Genomic DNA, 25330 nt, shown 5'->3' with positions numbered 1-25330 from the left:
GCCCCGTTAATATACCAGGCTGCATGGATCAATAAAGATTCAGAAAGGCGCGGCTCCCGCGTCAGATCGGATTCTGAACGGCGTCCAGGGGCGGCACCCTGTCGGCCTCGCGCGTTTGCAGAAGGCCCGTGTAGTCCCCATCCCAGCGCGAAAGAGAGGATAGATCAGCCGCGATGCTGCTGCGCGGTCCGATACGGGTGGTCGTGCCGTGCTGCTCGTAGCAATAGTCGATTTTTTCGCCCGAAAACGAGGCGGTGATGTCGAGATTGCGCAGCGCATCCTCCAGTTCGTCTTCGGTGCGCCCCTCGATGGGCAGAAGGACGGTGAGGTCGACGGGAATCTGCAGCAGCTCCTGCCGGCCGCTGTGCGTGCCCGGCAGATCGAAGACGTCGATGGCGTCGCAGGTGCCGCAGCGTTCAAAGGCTTTGACGAACGCGCCCTCCGTCTGCGTCGTGAAGGTGACGTCGTAGACGCCGAAATCACCGGACGCCTTCGCGAGCGTGCCCTGGAGGCGGTAGAGTGCGTAGCGGTCGTTCGTGACGGATAGACCGGCTATGTCCTCGGGCAGGCGCAGCCATACTGGCTCGCCGCCGTCGTCGAACTCGTCAACCATGAGCTGTCCCAGGGTTTCGACAGGTACGGTCTGCCCCCACCGCTGCGTGTAGAGGCCCTCCTGCAGGCGGAAAAAACGGTCGAACGTGAAGCGTACGCTGCCCGCCGGCACTGCCTCTGCATAGGGTACGCCCTCCAACGGCAAAACAAGCGTTTCTTCCCGATAAAAAGGCAAACCGCTGTTCAGGCGCCGCCGGCAGCTCAGCGTATAGCCGCACAGATCTCCCTTCCCCTCAAGGGGCAGCGCGGCCAGCAACACCGCGTTTTCCCTGCCGCCTAGGCCGACCCAATGGCGAGCCAGGATGTCCGGCGGATCGACGTAATCAAAGTATCTCTCCGGCGCGGTTCGACAGGCGCCGCCCGCCAAACAAAAGTCGGTCAGCTCCTCGGCGGGTGTATCCGCGGTGAGCCGAAGCCAGACGTTGTAGACGGGCTCTCCCAGCGCACCGAAGACCTCGTCCGCCGTGAGCGAGGCGCGCCATTGCACCCAATCGACATCTTTCGGGCATTCGAGCGAGCCGGCCAATAGGGCCTCGTCGATAAAGTAACTCAAGAGCGCGCTGTCGTATTCCAAAATGCCATAGGAGGCTACAGAGACATCCGGGGCGGGCTCGTAGGGCCAACGCGACAGCGTCGCTGCGAGGTCGACCTTCCAGGTATCCCCGACAGGCCGGAGGACATAAGGGATGCTGAAAGCCCTGCGGGTATGCTCCAGCTCCTGCTGCATGGCATTTAAGCGCAGCGCGATTTCTTCCGCCGAATCCGGCTGATAGAGGTTTTCCAGCCCTTCTGTCTTGTTCACAAAGGCTTCCTCCTGCGTGAGGTCTAAAGCCGTCAGCGAAAGCGTAACGACGGCGCACGCGTCCGATCGCTCCACGCTGGCGAGCGCGGCGTCCTCGATGGAAGGGTAGACCGCGAAGCGCATGTGATCAGGCGGCGCCCAGTTGGCCAGCGCCTCGCCGTCGAGGCAGAGCGCTGCGGCCAGCGCCCGGTCGTTCGCCTTCAAGGCCGCCTGAAATCGCAGGGCGATTTCTCCGGGCGCGTCTTCGCCCTGCGCGGGGCAGACAGAGGCGATCAGCAGGCAAAGGATAAGACCAAGCCGCGCGCTCCATTTCCTGACCATCCAAATTCCTCCCCATCGTATCAAGGCATAAACAGGAATTACCCTCCATCCAAACGGCTGAACGGGTACGTTTCTTCCCCTGCAACCAATTTTGGGATTTTGCGAGCGGGTGCCTCCTGTTTTTTGCCTGTCACAATAAGCGTAAAGTAAAACGCGAGATTTGAAAATCCTTTCGGGCTTCAAACCTCGCATTTATTTTTTGATTCTGCGCCCATTCAGCGGCCGCTTTTCGGCAGCAGCGGCTTCACGGCTCTTCGTCTGCTTCCTGCGCAGGAGGGGAAGAGACAGGGTTAAAACGCCGTCTGTATGTGCTGCACGTCCACGCGCGCATGCGTCCGCGTGGACTCGTAGGCGGCGACGGCCACCTCCAACGCGCGCGCGCCGTCCGCGCCGGAGGCGTTCGGCTCCCTGCCCGTGCGGCATACGTCCACGAACTCGCGAACGAGGCCCGCGTCGCCGTCCTCGTTCCAGACGATGTCCTCCAGGAGGTCGCCCTCCGGATCGATCAGGTGATTGACCTGCGCAAACGCCTTGAGGTTCAGCGAACCCTTCGTGCCGATGATCTCCATATCCACCTGCGGCCAGATGGGATAGTTTTTGTGGTGCGCCCAGCTGCAATCGATGGTGGCGATCGCGCCGGATTCCATCTGCGCGGCGACGATGCCGCAGTCGTCTATGTGGCGGTTATGGATGAGGTCTCCGCTTTCGCAGTAGATGTTTTTGAATTCGCTGCCCGTGAAGTAGCGCATCAGGTCGGCCAGGTGTACGGTGTGATCCATCACGCCGCCGCCGCCGGAGAGCGCAGGGTCGATGAACCAGCCGCAGGGTATTTTGCCGTGATTGATGCCCGTGATGCTGACGATGCGGCCGATCTTTCCGGAATCGACGATCTGCTTGGCCTGCTTTACGTTTGGGTTAAAGCGGACGGGGAAGGCGTTCATGATGCGCACATCGTTGTCGTGCGCGGCCCGCAGCATGCGCTCTGCGCTGGCGGGATCGACCGCGAAGGGCTTTTCCACGAGGATGTGCTTGCCCGCCCTGGCGGCATCCACCGTGACCTCGCAGTGCATGCGGTTGTTGGTGCAGATCATCACCCCGTCGATATCCTGCGAGAGCAGCTCGTGATAATCCTGATAGTAGCGGGTGCCAAAGCGCGCGGCCATCTGCGTGCCGCGGTATTCGTCCGCGTCCGCGATGCCGACGAGCTGCGTGCCGGGTAGCTTCAGGAGGTTCGTCGTATAGCTGACGGCGTGCATGTGCTCGAAGCTGATGACGCCAATTTTGATGTTCTTCATATCGTAATCCCCCTTACAGCGTGACCGGCTTGCCGGCTTGGGACGACTCCAGCGCCGCTAGAGCGACGCGCAGCACCTTCAGCGCTTCCTCGCCCGTGACGGCCGGAGCGGTGCCATGATCCACGCAATCGATGAACTTTTGCAGCTCCAGCGTATAGGGCTCCATCGGCCCCAGCACGGGGGACAGGTAGTCGGTTTGGTGCGCGCCGCCCTCGGCGGTTTCCAGGGTGATGGGCGCGTCCTGAATGCTGTCGTATTCGAGCTGGGCCTTCGTGCCCACGATTTCAAACGCGGTATGGAATGCGGAGCCCTTGGGCAGCGCCCAGCTTCCCTCGACATGGCATATCGCGCCGTTTTGCAGCCGGAGGACGAGCATGCAGTGCTCCTGCCCCGGCACAGTGCCGCCCAGGCTCAGCGCATATACGCGCTGGACGTCGCCAAAGGAATGCATGATCCAGTCCAGGTCGTGAATCACCAGGTCGAGAATGGGGCCGCCGCTCTTTTCGTAATCCTGATACCAGCCCTCCCAGCTCCAGGCAGGAAAGGCCTGGTTGCGCATCGTGCGGATGAGCCGCGGCGTGCCCAGACGGCCGCTCGCGCACAGGGACGCGGCGTCCACATAGTTGGGAAAGAAGCGCAGCACATGGCCCACGGAAAACTTGACGCCGCATTCGCGCGCGACGGCGATCATGTCCTCCGCCTCCTCTGCGGTGCGCGCGACGGGCTTTTCGCAGAAAACGTGCTTGCCCGCGCGCATGCCTGCGACGGCGTAGTCGTGGTGCATGTAGGTCGGCAGGCACACGTCCAGCACGTCGAATTCGGCCTCCCGCAGCATGGTGTCAAAATCGGTGTAGACCTTCGCGCCGTGCGCGTCGGCAAGCGGCTGTGCCTTTTCGGCAAAGAGGTCGCAGAATGCGACGGGCCTTGCGTTTTCGATGGAAAGATATCCGTTTGAATGGGTGCGGCCCATCGTGCCGCAGCCGATCAGGGCGATGCGTACCATATCAGCAGTCTCCTTTGTCGGTCGATGAGGAAGCCCCAAAATCACGTCGGCGGGGCCTGTAAAGCCGCAGGCTCAGGCGCGCCGCGAGCGCCATGGCGCGGTCGTTTTGTCCCAGCAGGTTCATGGCGTGCGCGTCGCTGCCGGGGGAAAAGCGGACGCCGCGCGCTGCGAGCGCGCGCACGGTGCTCTCGCGCGGGGTGCCCGTCGCGCCGTGCAGCTCGCAGGACTTGCCGCTTTGGGCGAGTGCGTCCGCCAGCTGCGCGACGAACGCCGCGTCGAGATAACGCGCGCAGATGTCCGCGCAGATGCGCTTGCGGCCTTCGTAGGTAGTGCCCTTGCCCAGCATGGGGCCGATAGGCAGATAGCCCTCGGGATGGCCGAGCACGTCGCCCTCGCCACGCGCCTGGGCGAGCAGGAGGCGCTTATACGCCTCCCAATAGCCGTCTGCAAAGTAATCGCCGCGCCGCAGCTCGCCGTCATAGGCGACGTAGTGCGGGCTGGTGATGATCAGGTCGCACAGTTCTCGAACGCCCTCCGGCAGGCGAAGGCGTCCGTCCGGGCCGGTGCAGGTTTCGATGCCGCAGAAGACCTCAACCCCTTCGCGGGCTCCCGCGCGGCGGATGCGCTCAAAGTGCAGGGCGAGCGCATCCGCCGTATGCGTCACGTTTTTGAGGGAGGCGCCGGGATCGAACGGGTCGAAGTGATCGGTGATGGCGAGGCTGGTGATGCCGCGAAAGGCGGCAAGGCGCACGACGTTTTCGACGGATTCCTCGCCGTCGGAAAACGAGGTATGCACATGATAGTCGATCACGGGTAAGGGCCTCCTCACTTGATGCCGGAGAGGGAGATGCCCTCTACAAAGTAGCGCTGGAAGGCGATGTAGAGCGCCATCACGGGAATGATGGCGACGGTCGCCGCGGCCAGCTTGAGGTTATACGAATCGTAGTACTGGCTGGAAAGCTTGGCGATGGCGATGGGCAGGGTGCGCAATCTGTCGCTGTTGACGACGAGCAGCGGCCACTGGAAAGCGTTCCAGCTCCCGATCATTTTCTGAATGGCGATGACGGCGATGAGCGGCTTGACGTTGGGCAGCACGACGCGGAAGAACGTCTTCGTCTCGCCCGCGCCGTCGATGCGCGCCGCCTCGAGCAGCGGCGTGGGGATGCTCGTCATGAAATTGCGCGCAAGGAAGATGCTGAACGCGTCGCACATGCCGGGAATCATGAGCCCTGCAAATGTATCGACCAGGCCCAGAGAGGAGGCCATGATGAAGAGCGGAATGATCGTCGCCACCCAGGGAATCATCGTAGAGGAGAGAATCAGCATGAACAGCGCATTTTTGCCCTTGAAATCGAACTTGGCGAAGCCATAGCCCGCGAAGAGCACGATGACGACGTTAGAAACCACCTGTACGGCGGTGACGATCAGGCTGTTGGCGTAGTAGGCGCTGAAATTCCACTTTTGAAAAAGCTCGGTAAAGTTTTCGATGCGCCAGGACTTGGGAAGGAGCGTGGGCTTGAGCTGGTAAAACTCCGCAGGCTCCTTGAAGGCGGAGAGGATCATCCATAAAAAGGGAAAGGCGACGACGACCGTGATGGCGATCATGGCGGCGTAAAGGCCCGTCCTCTTCATCGCCGTGCGGGTCCTGATGCTGGCGGTATTTTGCATGAGCTGTACCCTCCTCGCTTACATGACGTCCATCTTGGTGACCTTGTACTGGATGACGGTGATGACCATGACGATCAGGAACAGCACGAAGGACATCGCGCAGGCGTAGCCCATCTTGAAGCTCTGAAAGCCCTTTTCGTATATATAGTTTACGATCGTCTGCGTGCTGTTGAGCGGACCTTCCAGCATGTAGGTTTCCTGGAAGATCATGAACACGCCGATGACGTTTGTGAGCAGCAGGTAGGTGTGCGCGGGCTTGAGCATGGGGAACGTGATGTGGCGGAACGTCTGCCAGCCGTTTGCGCCGTCGATGGACGCGGCCTCCTTGATTTCGCCGCTGATGTCCTGCAGGCCGGCGAGGTAGATGAGCATCGCCGCGCCGAAGCCCTTCCAGATTTTGAAGAGAATGACGGACATGACCGCAGTGGAGGCGTTGGATATCCAGCCGATGCCGGGCAGGCCGACCGCGTTCAGGATGGCGTTGAACAGGCCGAAGGTGGGCTGATAAAACCAGTCGAACAGAATGGCGGCCGCGACGGTGGAGGTCACCACGGGCGAATAAAAGACCACGCGGAAGAACTTAAGTCCGCGTATCCGGGTATTCAGCAGCATTGCGGCGCCGAGGCCGACGGCCATGACGAGCGGCACGTAAATGAAAAATTTGGCCATCGTGAGGCTGGAGGACCAGAAGTACTTGTCGTTGAAGAGCTTGACGTAGTTGTCCACCCCCACGAAGGTCTTTTTGGGGCTCAGCGCCGACCAATTCGTGAAGCTGATGGGCAGCGCCATCAGGACAGGAATCAGCGTGACTGCGCAGATGTAGAGCACGGCGGGCGCGACGAACAGGTAAGGGGAAAGCTGGTGCGCGGACAGCCGCTGTCTTCTGACCGCATGGGGCGCGCTGGATGCCTTCATGAGGACGCCTCCTTGGAGAAAGGTTTATTTATTGACTGAAAAAAGTAAGGAAGGAAAGCACCCGGCCGCGCCGGGCGCTCGGATGTTTGACCAGGTATCGTCAGGTAAGAAGGGATGCATGAAGGGGAAACTTCCCCTTCATGTGAAATCGTATCGACCGGCTTTGCCGGTCGGGCGGGGGGTTTTCCGGAGTCAGATGCGAAGCATTTGCGGAGGAAAACATCTCCCGAAACCTTCGCGCAAAATGAATCTTCATTTTGCGCGAGGCCATCGACAAAGTCGATGACCGGTGCACCCGGCCCCGCCGGGCGCTGAAACAGCATGTAGGGAAACCGTGCGTCAGATGCCGTCCGCGAGCTCCTCGTTGAGCGCGGCCTGCATTTCGTGCAGGATGGTATCGACATCCTCGTCCGTCTTAAGAATGCGCTCATAGCCGTCGGACCAGGCGGTATTCAGCGCGGAGGTCTGCAGCGTGCCGACGAAGGAATCCTTCAGGGAGTCGATCGCGACGGCGACCTTCGGATTTTCCTTGAGCCCGGCGTCTTCCAGCAGCGCCTTGCGGGCGGGCAGCTCGCCGGTCTTGAGCGTCCACTGCTTTTCGACCTCTTCGCTGGAAAGGAACTGAATGAAACGGGTCGCCGCGTCGGAGGGCGCCTTGGCGCTGAGCACATAGGCCCAGGAGGTGACGCAGGTAGCACGGCTGTCGCCGCTCTGCGGGATCAGGCCCACGCCGTAGTTGAGATCCGGCGCGGTGGTGACGAGATTGCCGATCATGGCCGGATGACCCAGCATCAGGGCGACAAGGCCCTGACGGAAGCCCGCCCAGTTCTTGGTGAATTCGGTGTTGTAAACCTTGTCCTCCTTGTAGAGGGCGGCCATCTCCTTGATCGCGTTGACGGCGGCTTCGTCGTCCGCGAAGACGAATTCGTTCTTTTCGGCGTCGTAGAACTTGCCGCCCTTTTGCTCGATGTAGGACAGCACCTCGGGATAGTAGCCCTTGCCGCCCCAGCCGGACTGGGTCATGGAGCCGCTTTCGTCGCGAAGGGTAAGCTTGCGCGCCCAGTCGAAGAACTCATCCCAGGTCTGTGGGCCCGCTTCGGCGTCAAGACCGGCGGCGGCAACCAGATCCTTGTTCCACAGGCAGATGATGGTTTGCGTATCGGTCGGCATGCCGTAATATTGACCGTCAAACTTGAGGCCGTCGACCGTCGCGGCGACGAAGTCTTCGGCGATGGATTCAGTGGACATGACGCTTTCGTCGAGCGGCTGGATGGAGCCGGCATCCGCCAGCTTGGCGACCATGCCGGACTGTACCTGGAACACGTCGGGCGCGGAGGCCGTAGCCAGAGAGGGGATCAGCTTTTCCGTGTAATCGCCTTCCGGGATGAATTCTACGTTGATTTTGATGTCGGGGTTGGCGGCCTCGAACTGTTTGACCAGCTCGGTCATCATTTCGTCGCGCGCAGCGCTGGAATGCTGCCAGTACGTCAGGGTGACGGGTTCCTCCGCAGTTGCGGGCGTCAGCAGGGTCAGGCACATCGCAAGCGCGAGCAGAGCGAGAGAGATACGCTTTTTCATGGTGCTTCCTCCTAAGATTTACTGGGTTGCCTATGCATAAACCGACGGGCCCATCGGTTTATAAACGCTTAAACCTTGACCGATTTAAAGAATTTTTTGTCCAGCACGTAATGGGCCATGCCCTTGATGGACGCGTCGGTTCCCTGACGGGAGGCGATGACGGAGAGGCTGCCCGCAAAGGGCTTGAGCGCGCGGGCCTTCAGGCGTTCGGCAAAATCGGATTCGATGCTGGGCAGCCTGGCGAGGGGGCCGCCCAGCACGAGCATTTCAGGGTTGAAGAGGTTGATCACGTTGACCAGCGTGACGCTCAGCACGTCGAGCTGCTCGCTTATGACCTGCAGGGCGGGTTCCTCGCCCGCCAGGTATTGATCGACGAGGTCGTCGTAGTTCAGGCGGGAGACGTCCGGCATGCTGACGCCTTGCCGCTGCTCACACAGGCGCGCGTAGCGGCGAAGCGCGGGCTGTTCGCCCAGCAGCGTGCCAACACAGCCGGAGGCCGAGCACTTGCAGCGCTCGCCGTGCAGATCGACAACCGTGTGGCCCAACTCCATGCCGCAGTTATCCACGCGGAAGAGCTTGCCGCGCGTGAGCAGCGAGAGGCCAACGCCATTGTCGCACAGTACATAAGCCATGCCCTTCGCGGATCGGATGCCCGCGAAGTACTCGCCCAGCAAGAGGGCGTCCGTATCCTTGAATACATACACCTCGGTGGCCCGGCCAAAGCAGGCGTCCGCAAGCGCTTGCAGGTCGATGTTTTCCACGTACAGCGCCGCGGAATAGGCGAGCGAGCGCCGCGTGTAATCGATGATGCCGGGCACGCTGAACGCGACCGCCGTGATTTTGCCGGCGAGCGCGGGGTCGTCATTTTGGAAGCAGCGGATAGCCTCCTGAATCCCCTCGGTCAGCGTCTGCGCGTCGTGCACCGGCATGGGCAACAGCCGCCGGTATACGATCTCGGCGCAGAGGTTGACGGCGCCGACCAAAATGCCCTTTGGCGTGACGCGCAGCGACAGCACATAGGCAAAGGCTCCGTTCAGGCTGTAGAGCATGGGCTTGCGCCCGCCGCTGGATTCTCCAAAGCACGTCTCGACGATCAGGCCCTCTTCGACGAGCTCGTGAATGAGGCTGGAAACCGTCGCGGCGCTCAGCTGGGTGGCATCGATCAGGTCCGCCTTGCAGCGCACATGTTCATCCCCGAACGAGCTGAGGATATTTTGCTTGTTGATGTATTTGATGGTTTCCTTGCCTGCCTTCACCATGAAAGTTCACCTGCCTGTCTTTCGTCTTTCAGCGCCAGATGTCGGGCAGCGGCGCGCATGCCGCATCCCGGAGGCTTCCCACGCCGAGGCGCTCGCACAGCGCGGGAAGAAAGTCGATATTCTGCACGCGCTGCGCCACGCGCAAACCGCTGCGCACGCCCGGCCCCTGAATGGCCGCGAAGATGTGCTGGCACTTTTCGTGCAGGCTGTCGTGGGTCGCGTGCAGCGTGGACAGATACGCGTGTTCCGTGGAAAAGTGCGCGCCTTCGACGGGGCTGACGACCATGTCGGCGTATTGCGGGCAGACGCCGCGCGCGCGGAGCTCTGCGGAGGTCAGCACCTGATCGACGAACGGAAGCGCGAGCAGGCGGTTTTTGAGCGCATCCTGCTGAACGCCTCCCCGGTCGAAAAATACCTGACATTGAATGTCATGCGAGGTGAGCAGCGCGTCGAAGTCCGCCTCGGGCAGCGGGCCCACCGTATGGACGGCGACCCGGCTCAAGCCGAACGCCCGCAGCGCTTGGACGAGCTCGGGAATGCGGCTCTCGCCCTGGCAGGAGATCATGCCGTGGTCGGTGCACAGGAGCAGCGTCCAGTCTCCCTGCGCCTGCAGGACATCCAGCACGCGCGCAAGCATGCGGTCGATCGCTTCCAGCCGCGCGCGCACGTTTTCAACGCGCGCCTCCTCGGTGGCGGCGAGCCCCGCGGGGTTGTGGCCGACGCTGTCCAGGTCGTCCGCGTAGAAGAATACAGCGCGCGGCGCTTCGTCGAAGCGCCAGGTTTTTTCCTTCAGCGTGAGCGTGCCCTGCGTAAGCAGCTCCAGCAGCAGCGCAAAGCGCACGGCGTAATCCCCACCCGGCTGCACGTACAGGGCGCGGGGGTCGTCCCGCTGTGCGCCCCTGCCTTCGAGCGCAAACTGCTGGATGGAAACAAAGGGAATGTTCTGCTCGCGCAGCAGTTCCCCGACGGTCTGCGCTCGATTGTAGCGGCGCAGCGGCACGATAGCGTTTTGCGCCCGATCGTAATACTTGTCGCAGTTGCCGGTGCCCGCGCTGTAACAGCCGCTCACGATGGCGCACTGCATGGGATACGTAATGGAGGGGATGCCGGTGTAGGCGTTTTCAAAGAAGACGCCCGAGCGCATCAGGCGGTGAAGCGCGGGAAAGCGCCTTTCGGCGTCGGGCGTTTGCAGATAGTACGCGCCCAAGCCGTCCAGATTGATGTAAAGGAGTCTGCCATTCATGCGCTCACCTTAATAATTTAGTCATTAAAAAAAGTTTGCGCCATTAGAATACGACACTTTACCTCTTGTGTCAATAGTTAACGGAAAATTTTGTGCAAAACGGGAAATCAAAAAATAAAAACGCCTTTTTAGATCCTTTGTTCCGGTCAACTTTTTTGCATGACTGGAAAAAGATCTAAAAAGGCGCAGAAGCCTTATGCGACGGAGCGATCAGAATCGCACCGTACGACCCGCTGTACGGCAAAGTATGCGGCCCTGGTCGAGCACGTGCACGCCGCCGACGAAGACGTGCTCGACGCCCTCCGGAGAGGCATTCGGCTGGCCCAGCCCCACAAACGTGGCTCGATCCTGCAGCGTCTGCGGATTCATCACGACGATATCGGCCGGAACGCCTGTCTCCATGCGGCCCAGGCCGCACAATCCGACGGTTTCGGCGGGAAGCAGCGTCGCGCGGGCGATAGCCTCCTCCCAGGTCAGATCCCCGCGCTCGATCACCATCTTGCGGAAGTAGCGGGGGAAGCTTCCGGCGATTTGCGGATGTCCCTCGCCGGGCTCATAGGCGCCCGCGTCGGTGGAGGGCATGGCCTGCGGGTGGCGCAGGATTCGGTAGATCGCCTCCTCGTCGCCGGCGAAGACGACGGCGGAGTCGCCGGCGTGCTCGCTGCGCACATGCGCATACAGTTCCTCGTCCAGCAGCTGCCCGCGGTGCTCGCCTGTCGCCATGCGGATGTGCCATAGTTCGATGTTGTTGGCTTCCATGATGTCGCGGTCGAAGAGCGCCGTGCCGATGCCGGTCGCCCAGTCGGTATACATGCCGCTGTCCAGTCGGATGTCCAGACCGCTGCGTCGCGCGCAGTCCACGAGCGCGAGCGCCTCGTCCTCCACACCGACGCCGTACTGGTACACGAAGTGCGAGATGAGCATCCGCGCGCCCGTCGCGCGCGCGATAGAGACGGCCTCCACGAGCGAGTAGAGGTCCGTCTGCGTGCGCATGTGCGTGTCGATGGAGACGATGCGCCCGCGCGCGGCCGCGATCTGACAGAGCGGCAGCACCTCGTCCATCGAGCTTCCGGGCGCGTAACCCAGGCCGAGGGAGAGCCCGCAGGCCCCCTCGTCGAACGCCTTTTCCAGCAGCGCGCACATGCGGTCGATCTGGCCGCCTGCCGCGGGCGTGCGCGTGTCGTGCAGGCCGACGGTTTCGCGCAGGGTGCAGGAATGCCCGATCATCTCCGCCTGGCGGATGATAAAGCCGCGCTCTTCCTGCTTTTGTAAAAAAGCGCCGATGTCGCAGGGGCTGAAGCCGCAGTTTCCGCCCACGGTGGTCGTAATGCCCTGGCGCAGCGAAAGCTCGCCTGCGTAGGCGTCGCCGTCCAGATGGCCGTGCACGTCGATGAACCCCGGGCAGACGATGCAGCCCGCGGCGTTTACGGTCTTTTCGCCGCACAGGGGATCGCGCGATATGCAGGCGATGCGACCGTCCTTGATGCCGACGTTCAGCAGATGATTTTGAAGCGTGCGGGGATTGACGACGAATCCACCCGTAATCACCGTATCAAACATGTTGCATCCCTCGATATGACGTAATGATGTGCGGGTGCTTTGCCGGAAGCAGGGCACGCCTGCGCCCGGCAAAACATCCCTGAAGCCCCTTGGCTTAAACCGGAGAGAAGGGAGGCCCGAAGGCCTCCCTTTAAGGCTGAAACAGGCAACCGTCAGAACATCAGCTTGAACTCGGTCCAGATGTCCTGGAATTTGCTCTCGTCCGCGCCCAGATCCTTCACGTATTCGGCGTCCTTTACGCGGTCAAAAATGCCGCTGAACACGGTGTTTTCCCTGTAGGCATCGGACAGGAAGTCCTGAGCGGCGGCATTGGGCGAGCAGTAATACTGCCACTCCGCGCAGGTCGCGGCGACCTGGCCGTCCAGCAGGTAGTTGATGAAGGTGTTGGCGTTCCCGGCATGCGGGGCGTTCGCCGGAATGAAGAGACCGTCGATGCCAAAGCCCAGGCCTTCCTTCGGCCAGACCACCTTGAGGTCGGGGTTCGCGTCCAGCGCCAGCGCCACAAAGGGCGTGAAGGTATAGGCCACGGCGATGTCGCCGGAGACGAGCGAGTTGTGCAGGTTTTCGTATTCGAGCATGTGAACGTTGTCGCGGATAGAGAAGAGCTTTTCCTTCGCCTCGGCGAGCACCGCGTCGTCCGTCGTGTTCATGGATTGGCCCATGGAGAGCAGCACCATGCCGATGGTCACGCGCGCGTCGTCGATCAGGCCGAGGGAGTCCTTGAGGGAGGGATCCCACAGGTCCTCAAACCCGTCGATTTCGATGTCCACCAGATCCGGATTGTAGATGATGAGCGGAATGCCGCTCATGTAGGGAGCGACGTACTCGTTGTCCGGGTCGAAGTACTGCGAGGTGAACTCGGGGTTCAGATTCTGGTAGTTGGGGATCAGATCCTTATTCAGCTTCTGCATCAGCCCTTCCTGGCGGGCGGTGTTGAGGATGTAGTCGCTGGCCAGCACCACGTCGTATTCCGAGGCGCCGTTTTCCTGCAGCTTCTTGAGCATTTCCTCATTGGTGGAGAACGGCGCATAGTTGACCTTAATGCCTGTTTCCTGCTCGAAGGGCTTGATGACGGTTTCATAGTCGATGTAGCCGTCCCAGGAAAAGATGTTGAGCACCTTTTCCTCTTCCGCCATGGACGCGAAGGGGATCGTCAGCATCGACAGGGCGAGCAGCAGAGATAGCAGCTTTTTCATGGGTTGCCTCCTTTAGTCCTTTATCATCAATCCCGGGTCTCGGGTTGATTTTGTTCGTGCTTTCTTTTTAGACGCTGGCGCGCCTGCCAGAGTTGCGCGATGGCGACAAACAGGAACACCGCGCCCAGCAGCAGCGTGCACAGGGCATTGATTTCGGGCGTTCCGCCGTTGCGCAGGCCCGTGTAGACCTTGAGGGGCAGCGTAGTCGTGGTCGCGCCCGTCACGAAGAAGGAGATGACCACGTCGTCCAGCGACATCGCCAGCGCCAGCAGCATGCCGGAGGCGACGGAGGGCGCGATAAGGGGCAGCGTGATATCCCGAAGGACGCGCCAGGGGCCTGCGCCCAGATCGCGCGCCGCCTCCTCGATGGCTGGATCCATGCCGACCAAGCGGCTGCGCACGTTGATGTACACGTAGGGAACGCAGAACGTCGTATGCGTGATGACGAGCGTAGGCATGCCCAGCGACAGGCCGATGCCGGAGAAGATCGCCAGGTACGCCATGCCCAGGATGATTTCCGGAATCATCATCGGCAGGGTGGAGAGCGTCTCCAGCACCGTCTGTCCGTGAAAATGGTTCTTCGCCATGCCGATGGCGCCCAACGTTCCGATGATACCGGACAGACACATCGACCACAGCGCCAGCACGAGGCTGTTCTTGAGTGCGTCGCCCATCAGGGTGTTGCCCAGAAGGCGGGAATACCAGGCGGTCGTAAAGCCCTGCCAGGCGCCGATCGTGCGCCCGGAGTTGAAGGAGTAGATGACGACCATCAGGATGGGCAGGTACATGACCAGCAGCACCAGCGTCAGATAGATGGGGGAAAAGATCTTGCGCTTCTTTTTCAATCAAAACACCCCCAGGTCCTTGCCGCCGGATTTGCGGTAGGAGACGAAGATCAGCGTCGTCACCGCCATCAGCAGCACCGACAGCGCCGCGCCGAAGGGCCAGTCGCGGCTTTTCAGCAGCTGGTCGCGGATGAGGTTGCCCACCAGCATGAGCGAGCCGCCCATCAGGTCGGAGACGAAGAAGAGCCCCATGGAGGGGACGAACACCAGCACACAGCCCGCCGAGATGCCCGGCAGCGTCAGGGGCAATGTCACCGTGAGGAAGGCGTACCAGGGCTTCGCGCCCAGATCGCGCGCAGCCTCCACGCACGCCCAGTCCATCTTGTCCACCGCGCTGTGGCAGGGCAGGATCATGAAGGGAATGAGGCAGTAGACCATCGCCAGCAGCACCGAACCGTAGCTGCCCAGCATTTTGAGCGGCTTGTCGATCAGTCCCAGCGCCTTGAGGAAGGCATTGATGGGGCCGTTCGCCTGAAGCAGAATCTTCCAGCCAAAAAGGCGGACCAGCGCGTTCGTCCAGAAGGGGACGATCACCAGCAGCATCAGCAGCGTGCGCCACTTGGCGCTCGCGCGCGCCATGCAGTAGCCGAAGGGATAGCCGATGAGGAGGGAGATGAGCGTGGTCCACAGGGAGAGCAGCAGCGAATTGGCGAACACCCGCACGTAGGTCGGATCGAGCAGACGGCGGTAGTTTTCCATCGTAAAGGCGGACTGCACGGTGGAATTGTCGCCCCGCGTCATGAAGGAGAGCACCAGCACGTAACACAGCGGGATCGCCACGAAGAGCACGGCGACCATCGTCAGCGGCACGAGGAACAGCCGCGTTCCGTGCCTGCCCGCGGTCTTAGCCCCGGCCATGAGACGCACCTCCTACCACGCTCGCCTGCGCCGCATCCCAGTACAGGTAGGCGCGCGAACCGACGGCAGGCGCTTCTTCCATGCGCCCGGAGCCCGTCGCCGCGACGTCGAGCCCCGAGGGAAGCGTCACGTGCGTCACCAGCGCGCCGCCCGTATAGCGGTTGAGGTTGACGGTGCCCACAAGGGAAAAACCCTCGACCGGCTTGACGCTCAGGTGCATGCGCTCGTTGCGGATGCACAGCGTCGCCGCTTCGCCCGGACGGAGCTGTCCGCGCGTGAGCGAGACGCGCACCCGGCCGTCGGGACAGGTTAGCTGCGCCATGCCGCCCTCGACGGATTCGACGTCCGCCTCCAGGATCGTGCTTTGGCCGATGAACTGCGCCACGTAGCGGGTTGCCGGGCGCTCGAAGATGTCCTCCGGCGTGCCCAGCTGTTCAAAGCGACCGCCTTGCATGACCGCGATGCGGTCCGACATCCCCAGCGCTTCTTCCTGGTCGTGGGTGATGTAAATGAACGTGATGCCCAGACGCTCCTGCAGGCGCTTGAGCTCCACCTGCATCTGGCGGCGCAGCTGCAGGTCCAGCGCGCCCAACGGTTCGTCCAATAGCAGCAGCGCCGGGTTGCAGCAGAGAGCGCGCGCGATGGCGATGCGCTGACGCTGGCCGCCGGAGAGCTGTGCGGGCATGCGCTTGGCGAAACCCTCCATCTGCACCAGGCGCAGCATCTGCCGGACGCGATCCTGCGTTTCGGCCTTGGAGACGCCTCGGACTCTGAGGCCATAGGCGACGTTCTTCTCCACGTTCATGTGCGGAAAGAGCGCGTAGTTCTGAAAGACGGTATTGACATTCCGCTGTTCCGGGGCAAGCGCCGTGACGTCCTGGCCGTTTAAGATGATGGCGCCCGAATCCGGCGTTTCAAGGCCCGCGATGATGCGCAGCGTCGTCGTCTTTCCGCAGCCGGAAGAGCCCAGCAGCGTGACGAACTCGCCTTTATAGACGTCAAGATCGATGCCGGCGAGCACGTCGCCCTCTCCGAACGATTTTTCGATTCCCTTCAGGGACAGGATGACTTCCTCCATGTCGGCTCCTTCGCGGGGAGAACATCCGTCCTGCCCGCCTTTTGCAATTTCGAGTAAAACCGTATGCTTTGATAAACGCGTTTAGTATAATCCATCTCAGGGTTTGCTGTCAATACAAAGTTTTGCGGGATTGTTTGCGGTGTTTAGAAATAATAAACTTTTTGCAAAACCGCGGGCTCTGTTCAAAAAACCGGCCTGAAAGGACAGGACTCTGCATAGGATGGGCGAGAGGCAGGCCGCCCGGCGGCCGGAAAACGGAGGGATTTTATGCGAAAAGGGATTGTCTGCGCGCTTTCGCTGGCCGTTACGGCGCTCCTGGCGCTGGGAGCGCAGCGGCTGCTGGCCGTGCCCTCCGCGCCGCCGCTGTACGAACAAACGCCCCGGCGCGTGCTCAGGGTCTGGCTGATCGAAGGCTGGACGGGCTCGGACGCCTGGGTGCTCAAGCAGGCGGCCCTGTTTGAAAAGGAAAACGCAGGGGTGAGCGTGCGGGTGCGCCGGGCGCAGCCGGAGGAACTGACGGCGGCGGAGGCGGTCCTGCCGGATCTTCTGCTGTACGAGCCCGGCGCGCTTTCAAACCCCGAGGAGCTGCTCACGCCCGTGGCGGGCGAGACCGGGGTTCGCCCGCAGATCGAGACGGCCGGACGCAGCCGGGACGTGCTCTACGGCGTGCCCGTATGCATGGGCGGCTACTGTGTGCTGGCCAACACGGCCTATGCCGACGGCTCATGGACGCAGGAGTCGATCGCGGGCGCCATGCGCAAGGCGGAGGGGAAAAAGCAGCACGCGGTCAGCGCGCTTCAGATTCCGGCGGACGGCACGCGCTGTTTTTCGGCGGCGGCGCTTTGCATGGGCGAGGCCAGTCAGGGACTGCTTTCCAAGCTTCCGGAGGGCGCGCTGCCGCAGGATGCGCTGGCCGCGACCGCGCAGAAGGCGTATCAGGACTTCACGCAGGGACGCGCCGCGATGCTCGTGTGCACGCAGCGCGAGGTGCGCAGGTTCGCCGCCCTGCGCGAGGCGGGCAAGGGCTTTGAGTTTTCCGTCGCAGCGCCGGAGCGGCCCTATACGGACATGCTGCTGCTGGGCAGCGTGCTGAAGGGAGCGCCGCAGGGCGATCTGGCGGTGTCGTTCCTGTCGGATTTATTATTGGAAGAAAACCAGAAGCTGCTGGGCGGGTACGGTCTGTTCCCGGTGCGGGAGGGTGTGAATCCCTTTTCACAGCGGGATACGCCGCTGCTGCTTCAGGTCTTTGAGCCCCTGCTGTCGGAGGAGCTGCTATGCGCCAACGCCTTTTCCTGGGAGGCGCAGGGCCCGGCGCTTTCGCAGGCCGCTCAGCTCGGTCTTCGCAGCGGCGGCGCGCAGATCGATGCGGTCGGGTTTTACTGAAAAACGTGGAAAATGTGTAGCGCGGGCTTGTAACCGTCGCGCCGACAGGATACAATAATGACATCAAGTTTTGAGGAGACGGCGGATGAACGGCATTTACGAGGCGCTTGCGCCCCTTATACCAAAGCAGCGGCTGATTCCCGACGCGCCCATGCGCGATTATACGACGTTTTGCGTGGGTGGACCGGCTGACCTGCTGGTGGACGCGGCCTCTTCGGCGGAGATTCGTGCGGTGCTTTCGGCCTGCCGGGAGCGGAGCGAGCGCCTGACCGTCATCGGCAACGGATCCAACCTGCTGGTGCGGGACGGCGGCATCCGCGGCGTGGTGCTGCGCATCGCGGACAGCATGGCGGCGATTCGGGTGGAGGGCACGCGGATGACCCTCGAGGCGGGGGCTACCTTGTCCGCGCTGTCGCAGGCGGCGGCGAGGGCGGGGCTGTCGGGCGCGGTGTTCTGCTGCGGCATCCCGGGCACGCTGGGCGGCGCGGCGGTGATGAACGCGGGCGCGTATGGCGGCGAGATGGCGCAGATCGTCTCCTGCGTGAGCGCGCTGGACGGGGAGGGAAACGCCGTACGCCTGTGCGGAGAGCAGCTCAAGTACGGCTATCGCACGAGCGCGCTCATGGAGCGTGGGCTGATCGTGACGGAGGTGACGGTGCAGCTTTCCCCGGGCGACCGCGAAGAACTCCTTTCGCAGATGACGGAGCTCAACCGCCGGCGGCGCGAAAAGCAGCCGCTGACCGTGCCCAGCGCGGGCTCTACCTTTAAACGGCCGAAAAACGGCTATGCCTCGCAGATGATCGACGAGGCGGGCCTTCGCGGCGTGCGTGTCGGCGGCGCGCAGGTTTCTGAAAAACATACGGGCTTTGTGGTCAATGCGGGCGGGGCCACGGCGAGGGACGTCCTTGCGCTGATGGCTTACGTTCAGGATACGGTGGAGGCGCGGTTCGGCGTGCGCCTGGAGCCGGAGGTTCGGATTTTAGGCGAGGAGTAAGCTACAAATGAGATATATGATCGTGACGGGGCTTTCGGGCGCGGGTAAGACGGGCATGCTGCGCCATCTGGAGGACAGCGGCTTTCTTTGCGTGGACAACCTGCCGCCGATGATGATCCCCAAGTTCCTGGAGCTGTGCACGGCTTCCTCTACGCAGGTGAAGGCGGTCGCCATGGCGGTGGACATTCGCGGCGGCGCGTTTTTCGATGCGCGCGCGGTCTGCCGCATCATCGAAGAGGCGAGGGAAGCGGGCTATCCCGTGGAGACGCTCTTTTTGGAGGCAGCGGACGACGCGCTCATCACGCGCTACAAGGAGACGCGCCGCGATCACCCGCTGGCCGGACCCGACGTGTCGCTGACCGAGGCGATCCTGCGCGAGCGCGAGCTCCTTCAGCCTCTGCGCGAGGTCGCGACCTACGTGCTGGACACCTCTGGCCTGCGTCCGCGGCAGGCGGCGGCGCGCGCGGACAAGATGATCTTCGAGGTCGGCACCGATGGACCGCGAATGCTGATCGAGATCCTCTCCTTCGGATTTAAGCGGGGCATACCGAGAGAGAGCGACCTGGTATGGGACGTGCGTTTTCTGCCCAACCCGTTTTACATCCCGGACATCTGCATGTACACGGGGCTGGAGGCGCCCGTGCGCGATTTCGTGCTCCAGAGCCCTGTGACGCAGGAATTCCTGACGCGCGTGGAGGGACTGCTGGACTACCTGCTGCCCCACTACCGCGAGGAGGGCAAGCATCGGCTGATGATCGCGATCGGCTGCACGGGCGGCGCGCACCGTTCCGTCGCTATCGCGGAGGCGCTGGGCGCGTACCTGCGTGGGCAAGGGCTCGCGGTGGACGTGAACCACCGGGATATCGAGCTGGAAAAGCTGCTCTGGCAGACGAAGTAACCGTCTGTGCCGGGGCGCGAAAGCACTTTGGAGGCACTATGTCATTTTCTTCAGATACAAAGGACGAGCTGGCCCGCATTGAGCCGGAGAGCGTATGCTGCATGCTCGCGGAGTTGGCGGCCATCGTCTCCGTCAGCGGCACCATCGGGCTCATGAGCGCGGGGCGCATGCGCCTTACGGTGGAAAGCGAAAACGCAGCGACAGCCCGGCGCGTCTACACGCTCTTCAAGCGCCTGTTCGACGTGCAGCCGGAGCTGACCACGCTGCGCCATACGCGCCTGGGCGGGCGCAACACCTATCGTCTGACGCTGCATGACGACGAGGCGGCCTTCGCGCTGGAGGGCTGTGGTATCCTCAGGCGCAGCGAGCAGGGGCACATCGGCATCAGGCGCACGATTCCCAAGGACATCGTCAGCCGCAAGTGCTGCCGCAGGGCGTTCGTGCGCGGCGCGTTCCTCGCGGGCGGGTCCATCGCCAACCCGGAGCGGGAATATCATCTGGAATTCGTGGTGTCGGACGAGAACTTTGCCGCCTCGCTCATGAAATTCATCGGTAAATACGATCTGAATGTGAAAGTCGTTCACCGAAAAGGCTCGTATGTGATATACTTAAAAGAAGGGGAGCAGATCGTGACGCTGCTGTCCCTCATCGGGGCGCACGCCGCGCTGTGCGAGCTGGAAAACATCCGCATTCAGAAGGACATCCGCAACAACGTCAATCGCATGGTCAACTGCGACAGCGCCAACCTGCAAAAGACGCTGGACGCCTCGACCCGGCAGGTGGAAGCGATCGAGTATATCCGCGACCATTACGGCCTTGAAAACCTGCCGCCGCTGCTGTGCGAGGTGGCGAAGCTGCGGCTCGACTACCGCGAGGTATCGCTTCAGGAACTGGGTGAAATGTTAGACCCGCCCGTGGGAAAGTCGGGCGTGAACCATCGCCTGCGCAGGCTGTACGACTTTGCGCAGGAATTAAGGCAAAAGAGCGAAGGAGGAACCCCAACATGATTCGTAAAGAAGTGAGCATTCAGAACGCCGAGGGCCTCCAGTCCAAGCCCGCCGCGCTGCTGGTACAGACGGCATGCCGCTACACATCGCGCATTCTCATCGAGCAGGGCCCCAAGACCATCAACGCGAAATCCATGATGGGCGTGCTTTCGCTGGGCGTGGGCCCCGGCGACGCCATCCTGCTGCGTATCGACGGCGAGGACGAACAGAGCGCGATGGAAGCGATGTCAGCGCTGATCGCCTCCGGTTTTAAGGCCCAGTGAAGGGGCTGCTGCGTCCGCGGTTGCCAAGGCAGCCGCGGGTTTTGGAGGAGCTGGACGCGCAGACGCTCGCCCTGCTCGCAGAGGGGGAGGACGTTCAGGACGTCCGCTTCGTGGGCGTGATGTTTGAGGGCCTGACGGGGACGCGGGCGGAATTTCGCGCCTGCATCTTTGAGCGCTGCACGTTTCTTGCCTGCGAAGGGGTGCGCTTTGGCTTCATGGACGCGGCGTTCCTCCGCTGCGAGCTGTCGGGCGCGGACTTTTCAGGCGGCGCGTTTCAGCGCGTGCTCTTTGAGGACTGCCGCTGTCTGGGCGTGCGGCTACAGGAGAGCCTGCTGATGCACGCGGCGCTAAGCCGCTGCCAGATGCAGTACGCGAACCTCGCGATGGGAAGGTTTAAATTCGCAGACTTCGAGGATTGCAAGCTGTCGCAGGCCTGCATGGCGGAGTCGGAGATGAAAAATGTGCGGTTCGTGCGCTGCGAACTTACGGGAGCGGAATTTGTCGGTACAAAGTTGAAGGGCATGGATCTTCGGACGAACGAGATCTCCGGCATCGTGCTGGGCGGCCGGGACGAGCTGATGGGGGCGACGGTTTCGCCGTTGCAGGCGTGCGACCTGGCGCGGCTGCTGGGGGTTACGATCCGGTCGGAAGACGAGCCGGTTTAGGCAGGGGCTTAGAGGGCAATCGGGTTCCTGCTTTTTTCTTTGTCCGGCGCAGGGTTTTTGCCTGTGCGATCCAATTTGCACGTGAAAAGCGGGGAACCCCCTTGCAATTTTTCCTGCATGCGGGTATAATAAGCCCACATACCGGCGACGACGGAGAAAGACGAAGTCAGGCGGCAAAAAGAGAGCGCGGCCCATCGGCTGAAAGGCAGCGCGTGCAGGCGGTTTTGTCTCCGGTCTCCATCATGCCCCGGCGCCAAGAACGTCGGCGTTTTCCCCGCGTTAGGGGGATTGAGCGGGCGCGCATGCGCCAAGCCGGGTGGTACCGCGAAGAAGACCTTCCTTCGTCCCTGCATGGGGCGAAGGTTTTTTCTATCCTAATGGACTTTTTAGGAGGACAATCGAAATGGCCAAGAAGAACGATCAGGAGTTTGTCAAGCACATCACCCCCCGAAGCGAGAACTTTTCGCAGTGGTACACCGACGTCGTGCTGCAGGCCGACCTCATGGATTACACGCCCGTGCGCGGCTGTATGGCGATCAAGCCCTACGGCTACGGCATCTGGGAGCTCATTCAGAAGGAGCTGGACGCGCGGTTTAAGGCCACGGGGCACGAAAACGTCTCCATGCCCATGCTGATCCCCGAGAGCCTGCTGCTCAAGGAGGCAGACCACGTGGAGGGATTCGCGCCCGAGGTGGCATGGGTCACACAGGGCGGCACCGAGCCCCTGCAGGAGCGCATGGCTGTGCGCCCCACGAGCGAGACGATCTTCTGCACGATGTACTCCAAGTGGGTGCAGTCCTGGCGCGACCTGCCGCTCAAGTACAACCAGTGGTGCTCGGTCATGCGCTGGGAGAAGACAACGCGCCCTTTCCTGCGCACCGCGGAATTCCTGTGGCAGGAGGGCCATACCGTGCACGCCACGGCCGAGGAGGCGCAGGAGGAGACGATGCAGATGCTGCGCGTCTATCACGAATTCTGCGAAAACGTGCTGGCCGTGCCCGTCTATTCCGGCCAGAAGAGCGAAAAGGAAAAGTTCGCGGGCGCGCGCGCGACCTACAGCGTGGAAGCCATGATGCAGGACGGCAAGGCCTTGCAGAGCGGCACCAGCCACAATTTCGGCACCAACTTTGCGGAGCCCTTTGACATCACGTACCTGTCCAAGGACGGCAAGCTGGAATACTGCCACGAGACGAGCTGGGGCGTGTCCACTCGCTTAATCGGCGCGATCATCATGACGCACGGCGACGAACGCGGGCTCAAGCTGCCCCCCAGGGTCGCTCCTGTTCAGGTCGTCATCCTGCCCATCGCCGCGCACAAGGGCGGCGTGATGGAGAAGTGCCAGGAGATTCGGGATGAGCTCGCGGCCGCGGGAATCCGTGTGAAGCTGGACGACCGCGACAACGTCTCCGCGGGCTGGAAGTTCAACGAATGGGAGCTCAAGGGCGTGCCCGTGCGTCTGGAGGTCGGCCCCCGCGACATCGAGGCGGGCCAGGTGCTCTCCGTCCGGCGTGATACGTTCGAGAAGAAGCCCCTCGCGCTGAGCGGCCTTGCGGGCGAGGTGGGCGCGCTGCTGGAGGACGTGCATCAGAACATGTTCGAGATTGCCCGCGCCTTCCGCGACGAGCACACGAAGGTCGTGCAGGACATGGACGAACTGACCGCGCAGGTGAACGGCGGCTACGCAAAGGCCATGTGGTGCGGCGAGCAGGCCTGCGAGGACAAGATCAAGGAGCTCACCGGCGCGACGAGCCGCAACATGCCTTTTGACCAGACGCCCGTGGGCGGCACCTGCGTCTGCTGCGGCAAGAAGGCCGAAAAGGTCATGTACTTTGCAAAGGCCTACTGATCCAGACGGGCTGCGCAAGCTTCGCACACGTGGGGAGGCATCGACTGGATGGCGGCGCCTGCGCCCCTCTTGACAAGTACATGGGCGTGCGCTATACTTTCGGTATTAAGACGAGATGGGAGCTGGGAAGATGCGGAAGACTTCTTGCTGATGTGTGTTGGGCAGCGGAGCACGGCGTATGCCGTCGCTTGTGCTGCCCGCCGGCAGGAAGCAGACCGCATGTTCCCGGCTTTTTTTGCACCCTTTTGGGGATGGCGCACTGTTTGCGCGCAAAAAACAGGCCGTGGAAAGCGCTGCTTTCTGCGGCCTGTTTGTATTGGAAAGGGTGATGCCATATGGCACTGATCGACGTATCCCATCTCACATTCGGCTATGACGGCAGCTTTGAGGACGTGTTCGAGGACGTATCCTTTCAGATCGACACGAGCTGGCGTTTGGGCTTTACGGGCCGCAACGGGCGCGGCAAGACGACGTTTTTAAAGCTGCTGATGGGGGCTTATCCCTACGAAGGCACGATAACCGCGCCCGTGCAGTTTGAGTACTTCCCCCTGGAGGTGCCGGACGGAAGCCTCACGACGCTGGAAGCCGCGCAGCAGCTCAACCCTGGCATGGAGCAGTGGCGCTTTGAGCGCGAGCTCGGCCTGCTCTTCGTGGACGAGGGGGCGCTCTGGCGTCCCTTTGACACCCTGTCCGGCGGCGAGCGCACCAAGGTGCTGCTGGCGCTGCTGTTTTTGCGCGACCACCGCTTTTTGCTGATCGACGAGCCGACGAATCACCTGGACATGCGCGCCCGAGAGCAGGTGGCTGCCTACCTTCGCCGCAAGAGCGGCTTTATCCTCGTGTCGCACGACCGCGCCTTTCTGGACGCGTGCGTAGATCACGTGCTTTCGCTCAACAAGACGGGCATTGAGGTGGTATCCTGCGACTTTTCCACCTTCATGCACAATAAAGCGCTGCGCGAGCAGTACGAGCAGGGCGAAAACGAGCGCCTGAAACGAGACATCGGGCGGCTGGCAACGGCGGCGCGGGCGACCGCAGGCTGGTCGGACGCGGTAGAAAAGACGAAGAAAGGGGCAGCGGACAGCGGCTACGTCGGCCATAAGTCCGCCAAGATGATGAAGCGCGCCAAGAACGCCGAGACGCGCAGGCTGCGGGCGGTGGAGGAGAAGCGGGGACTGCTGCGGGACGTGGAGACAGTGGAGCCGCTGACGATGCACCCGCTCGAATTCCGCCAAAGCAAGCTGGCGGAGGCATTGGACTTGTCCATCCGCTTTGACGGGCGCGAGGTGACGCGGGGCGTGCGCTTCACGGTGCAGGGCGGCGAGCGCATCGCGCTTTCTGGGCCCAATGGATGCGGAAAGTCGAGCATCCTCAAGCTCATCGCGGGGGAGGAAATTCCCCACGGCGGGACGCTCCGCGTCGCTAACGGCCTCGCCATTTCCTACGTACCGCAGGATATGCATTTCCTGGAGGGCTCGCTGTACGATTACGCGCGCACCTGCGGCGTGGACGCCACGCTGCTCTTGACGACGCTGCGCACGCTGGATTTTTCGCGCGCGCAGTTTGAAAAGGACATGCGCGACTTCAGCGCTGGCCAGAAGAAGAAGGTGCTGCTCGCCCGCAGCCTGTGCGAAGAGGCGCACCTCTTCCTCTGGGACGAGCCCCTCAACTACATCGACCTGTATTCGCGCATGCAGCTGGAGGCGCTCATTCAAAAAAAGCGCCCCACTATGCTCTTCGTCGAGCACGACCGCGCGTTTGTGGATGCGGTCGCCACGCAGCGGATCGAGCTGTGAGCCGGGCAGAGGAGAGCCGATGCAATTTTACCTGCGTCTGTGCCTGCGGACAGCCTTTAGACCGTCCTCCGTCGCGCGGCGACGTGTGGTTGGTGAACTATGTGAAAAGAGGAGGAGCCATTAGAGGCTGAGCGCGGTCCTTTACATCGCTACATTCATAATGATGAGAACCGTTCTGTGATTCACGCAGGACGGTTCTGCTTTTTAATGCCGATGTATGTGCCGTAAAATGCGCTCATTTGAAA

At 62.1% G+C, this 25330-nt stretch carries 22 protein-coding genes; 8 read left to right on the top strand and 14 right to left on the bottom strand.

Annotation, left to right across the window (positions count from 1 at the left end; genetic code table 11):
- Positions 1-61: 61 nt before the first annotated feature.
- From C1725_RS18470 to C1725_RS18405, 14 genes are all read right to left on the bottom strand, one after another.
- Positions 62-1735 (bottom strand): hypothetical protein, encoded by a 1674-nt coding sequence (locus tag C1725_RS18470; protein WP_102413142.1) that lies wholly within the window; start codon positions 1733-1735, stop codon positions 62-64.
- 290 nt (positions 1736-2025) lie between these two features.
- Entirely contained in the window at positions 2026-3030 is a 1005-nt protein-coding gene (locus tag C1725_RS18465; protein ID WP_346026849.1) for a Gfo/Idh/MocA family protein, read from the bottom strand.
- Between the two features lie 13 nt (positions 3031-3043).
- A complete protein-coding gene (locus C1725_RS18460; protein WP_102413141.1) occupies positions 3044-4033 on the bottom strand; it encodes a Gfo/Idh/MocA family oxidoreductase in 990 nt (329 codons plus the stop codon).
- Between the two features lies 1 nt (position 4034).
- Positions 4035-4844: a PHP domain-containing protein gene (locus C1725_RS18455; protein ID WP_346026848.1), complete on the bottom strand. Its 810-nt coding sequence runs from the start codon at positions 4842-4844 to the stop codon at positions 4035-4037.
- Positions 4845-4858: 14 nt separating this feature from the next.
- Positions 4859-5701: an ABC transporter permease subunit gene (locus C1725_RS18450; protein WP_102413139.1), complete on the bottom strand. Its 843-nt coding sequence runs from the start codon at positions 5699-5701 to the stop codon at positions 4859-4861.
- 18 nt (positions 5702-5719) lie between these two features.
- On the bottom strand, positions 5720-6616 hold the full coding sequence (locus tag C1725_RS18445) for an ABC transporter permease subunit (protein ID WP_102413138.1): 897 nt from the start codon (positions 6614-6616) through the stop codon (positions 5720-5722).
- A gap of 339 nt (positions 6617-6955) precedes the next feature.
- Entirely contained in the window at positions 6956-8194 is a 1239-nt protein-coding gene (locus C1725_RS18440; protein ID WP_102413137.1) for an extracellular solute-binding protein, read from the bottom strand.
- A 68-nt stretch (positions 8195-8262) separates the two neighbouring features.
- Positions 8263-9453 (bottom strand): ROK family protein, encoded by a 1191-nt coding sequence (locus C1725_RS18435; protein ID WP_102413136.1) that lies wholly within the window; start codon positions 9451-9453, stop codon positions 8263-8265.
- 28 nt (positions 9454-9481) lie between these two features.
- On the bottom strand, positions 9482-10696 hold the full coding sequence (locus tag C1725_RS18430) for an alkaline phosphatase family protein (protein WP_102413135.1): 1215 nt from the start codon (positions 10694-10696) through the stop codon (positions 9482-9484).
- Between the two features lie 210 nt (positions 10697-10906).
- Positions 10907-12256: an amidohydrolase family protein gene (locus tag C1725_RS18425; protein WP_346026847.1), complete on the bottom strand. Its 1350-nt coding sequence runs from the start codon at positions 12254-12256 to the stop codon at positions 10907-10909.
- Positions 12257-12408: 152 nt separating this feature from the next.
- Entirely contained in the window at positions 12409-13452 is a 1044-nt protein-coding gene (locus C1725_RS18420) for an extracellular solute-binding protein (protein WP_102413134.1), read from the bottom strand.
- Positions 13453-13478: 26 nt separating this feature from the next.
- A complete protein-coding gene (locus C1725_RS18415) occupies positions 13479-14297 on the bottom strand; it encodes an ABC transporter permease (RefSeq protein WP_346026846.1) in 819 nt (272 codons plus the stop codon).
- A complete protein-coding gene (locus C1725_RS18410) occupies positions 14298-15155 on the bottom strand; it encodes an ABC transporter permease subunit (protein WP_102413133.1) in 858 nt (285 codons plus the stop codon).
- Entirely contained in the window at positions 15142-16233 is a 1092-nt protein-coding gene (locus C1725_RS18405) for a polyamine ABC transporter ATP-binding protein (RefSeq protein ID WP_102413132.1), read from the bottom strand. Before C1725_RS18405 ends, C1725_RS18410 begins: the two co-directional genes overlap by 14 nt.
- 267 nt (positions 16234-16500) lie before the next feature.
- Between C1725_RS18405 and C1725_RS18400 the strand changes: the two genes are divergently transcribed.
- The 8 genes from C1725_RS18400 to abc-f all read left to right on the top strand — a co-directional run bounded on the left by C1725_RS18400 (position 16501) and on the right by abc-f (position 25085).
- On the top strand, positions 16501-17616 hold the full coding sequence (locus C1725_RS18400; protein WP_102413131.1) for a hypothetical protein: 1116 nt from the start codon (positions 16501-16503) through the stop codon (positions 17614-17616).
- A gap of 85 nt (positions 17617-17701) precedes the next feature.
- Positions 17702-18610, top strand: coding sequence for a UDP-N-acetylmuramate dehydrogenase (gene murB, locus C1725_RS18395; RefSeq protein WP_102413130.1), 909 nt, complete (start codon positions 17702-17704; stop codon positions 18608-18610).
- A 7-nt stretch (positions 18611-18617) separates the two neighbouring features.
- Complete coding sequence (gene rapZ, locus C1725_RS18390) at positions 18618-19508, top strand: RNase adapter RapZ (protein WP_102413129.1); 891 nt, start codon at positions 18618-18620, stop codon at positions 19506-19508.
- 38 nt (positions 19509-19546) lie between these two features.
- The gene (gene whiA, locus C1725_RS18385) at positions 19547-20515 is read left to right on the top strand and encodes a DNA-binding protein WhiA (protein ID WP_102413128.1); all 969 of its coding nucleotides are present in this window, start codon (positions 19547-19549) and stop codon (positions 20513-20515) included.
- Complete coding sequence (locus C1725_RS18380; RefSeq protein WP_102413127.1) at positions 20512-20778, top strand: HPr family phosphocarrier protein; 267 nt, start codon at positions 20512-20514, stop codon at positions 20776-20778. Before whiA ends, C1725_RS18380 begins: the two co-directional genes overlap by 4 nt.
- A gap of 41 nt (positions 20779-20819) precedes the next feature.
- Positions 20820-21443 (top strand): pentapeptide repeat-containing protein, encoded by a 624-nt coding sequence (locus C1725_RS18375; protein ID WP_102413126.1) that lies wholly within the window; start codon positions 20820-20822, stop codon positions 21441-21443.
- Positions 21444-21846: 403 nt separating this feature from the next.
- Entirely contained in the window at positions 21847-23289 is a 1443-nt protein-coding gene (gene proS, locus C1725_RS18370) for a proline--tRNA ligase (RefSeq protein WP_102413125.1), read from the top strand.
- A gap of 335 nt (positions 23290-23624) precedes the next feature.
- Entirely contained in the window at positions 23625-25085 is a 1461-nt protein-coding gene (gene abc-f, locus C1725_RS18365; protein WP_102413124.1) for a ribosomal protection-like ABC-F family protein, read from the top strand.
- Positions 25086-25330 lie beyond the last annotated feature (245 nt).

It is taken from the genome of Beduinella massiliensis (assembly GCF_900199405.1).
In the GTDB taxonomy this organism is placed as follows: domain Bacteria; phylum Bacillota; class Clostridia; order Christensenellales; family Aristaeellaceae; genus Beduinella; species Beduinella massiliensis.
This window is presented reverse-complemented; position numbering and strand designations above follow the sequence as displayed.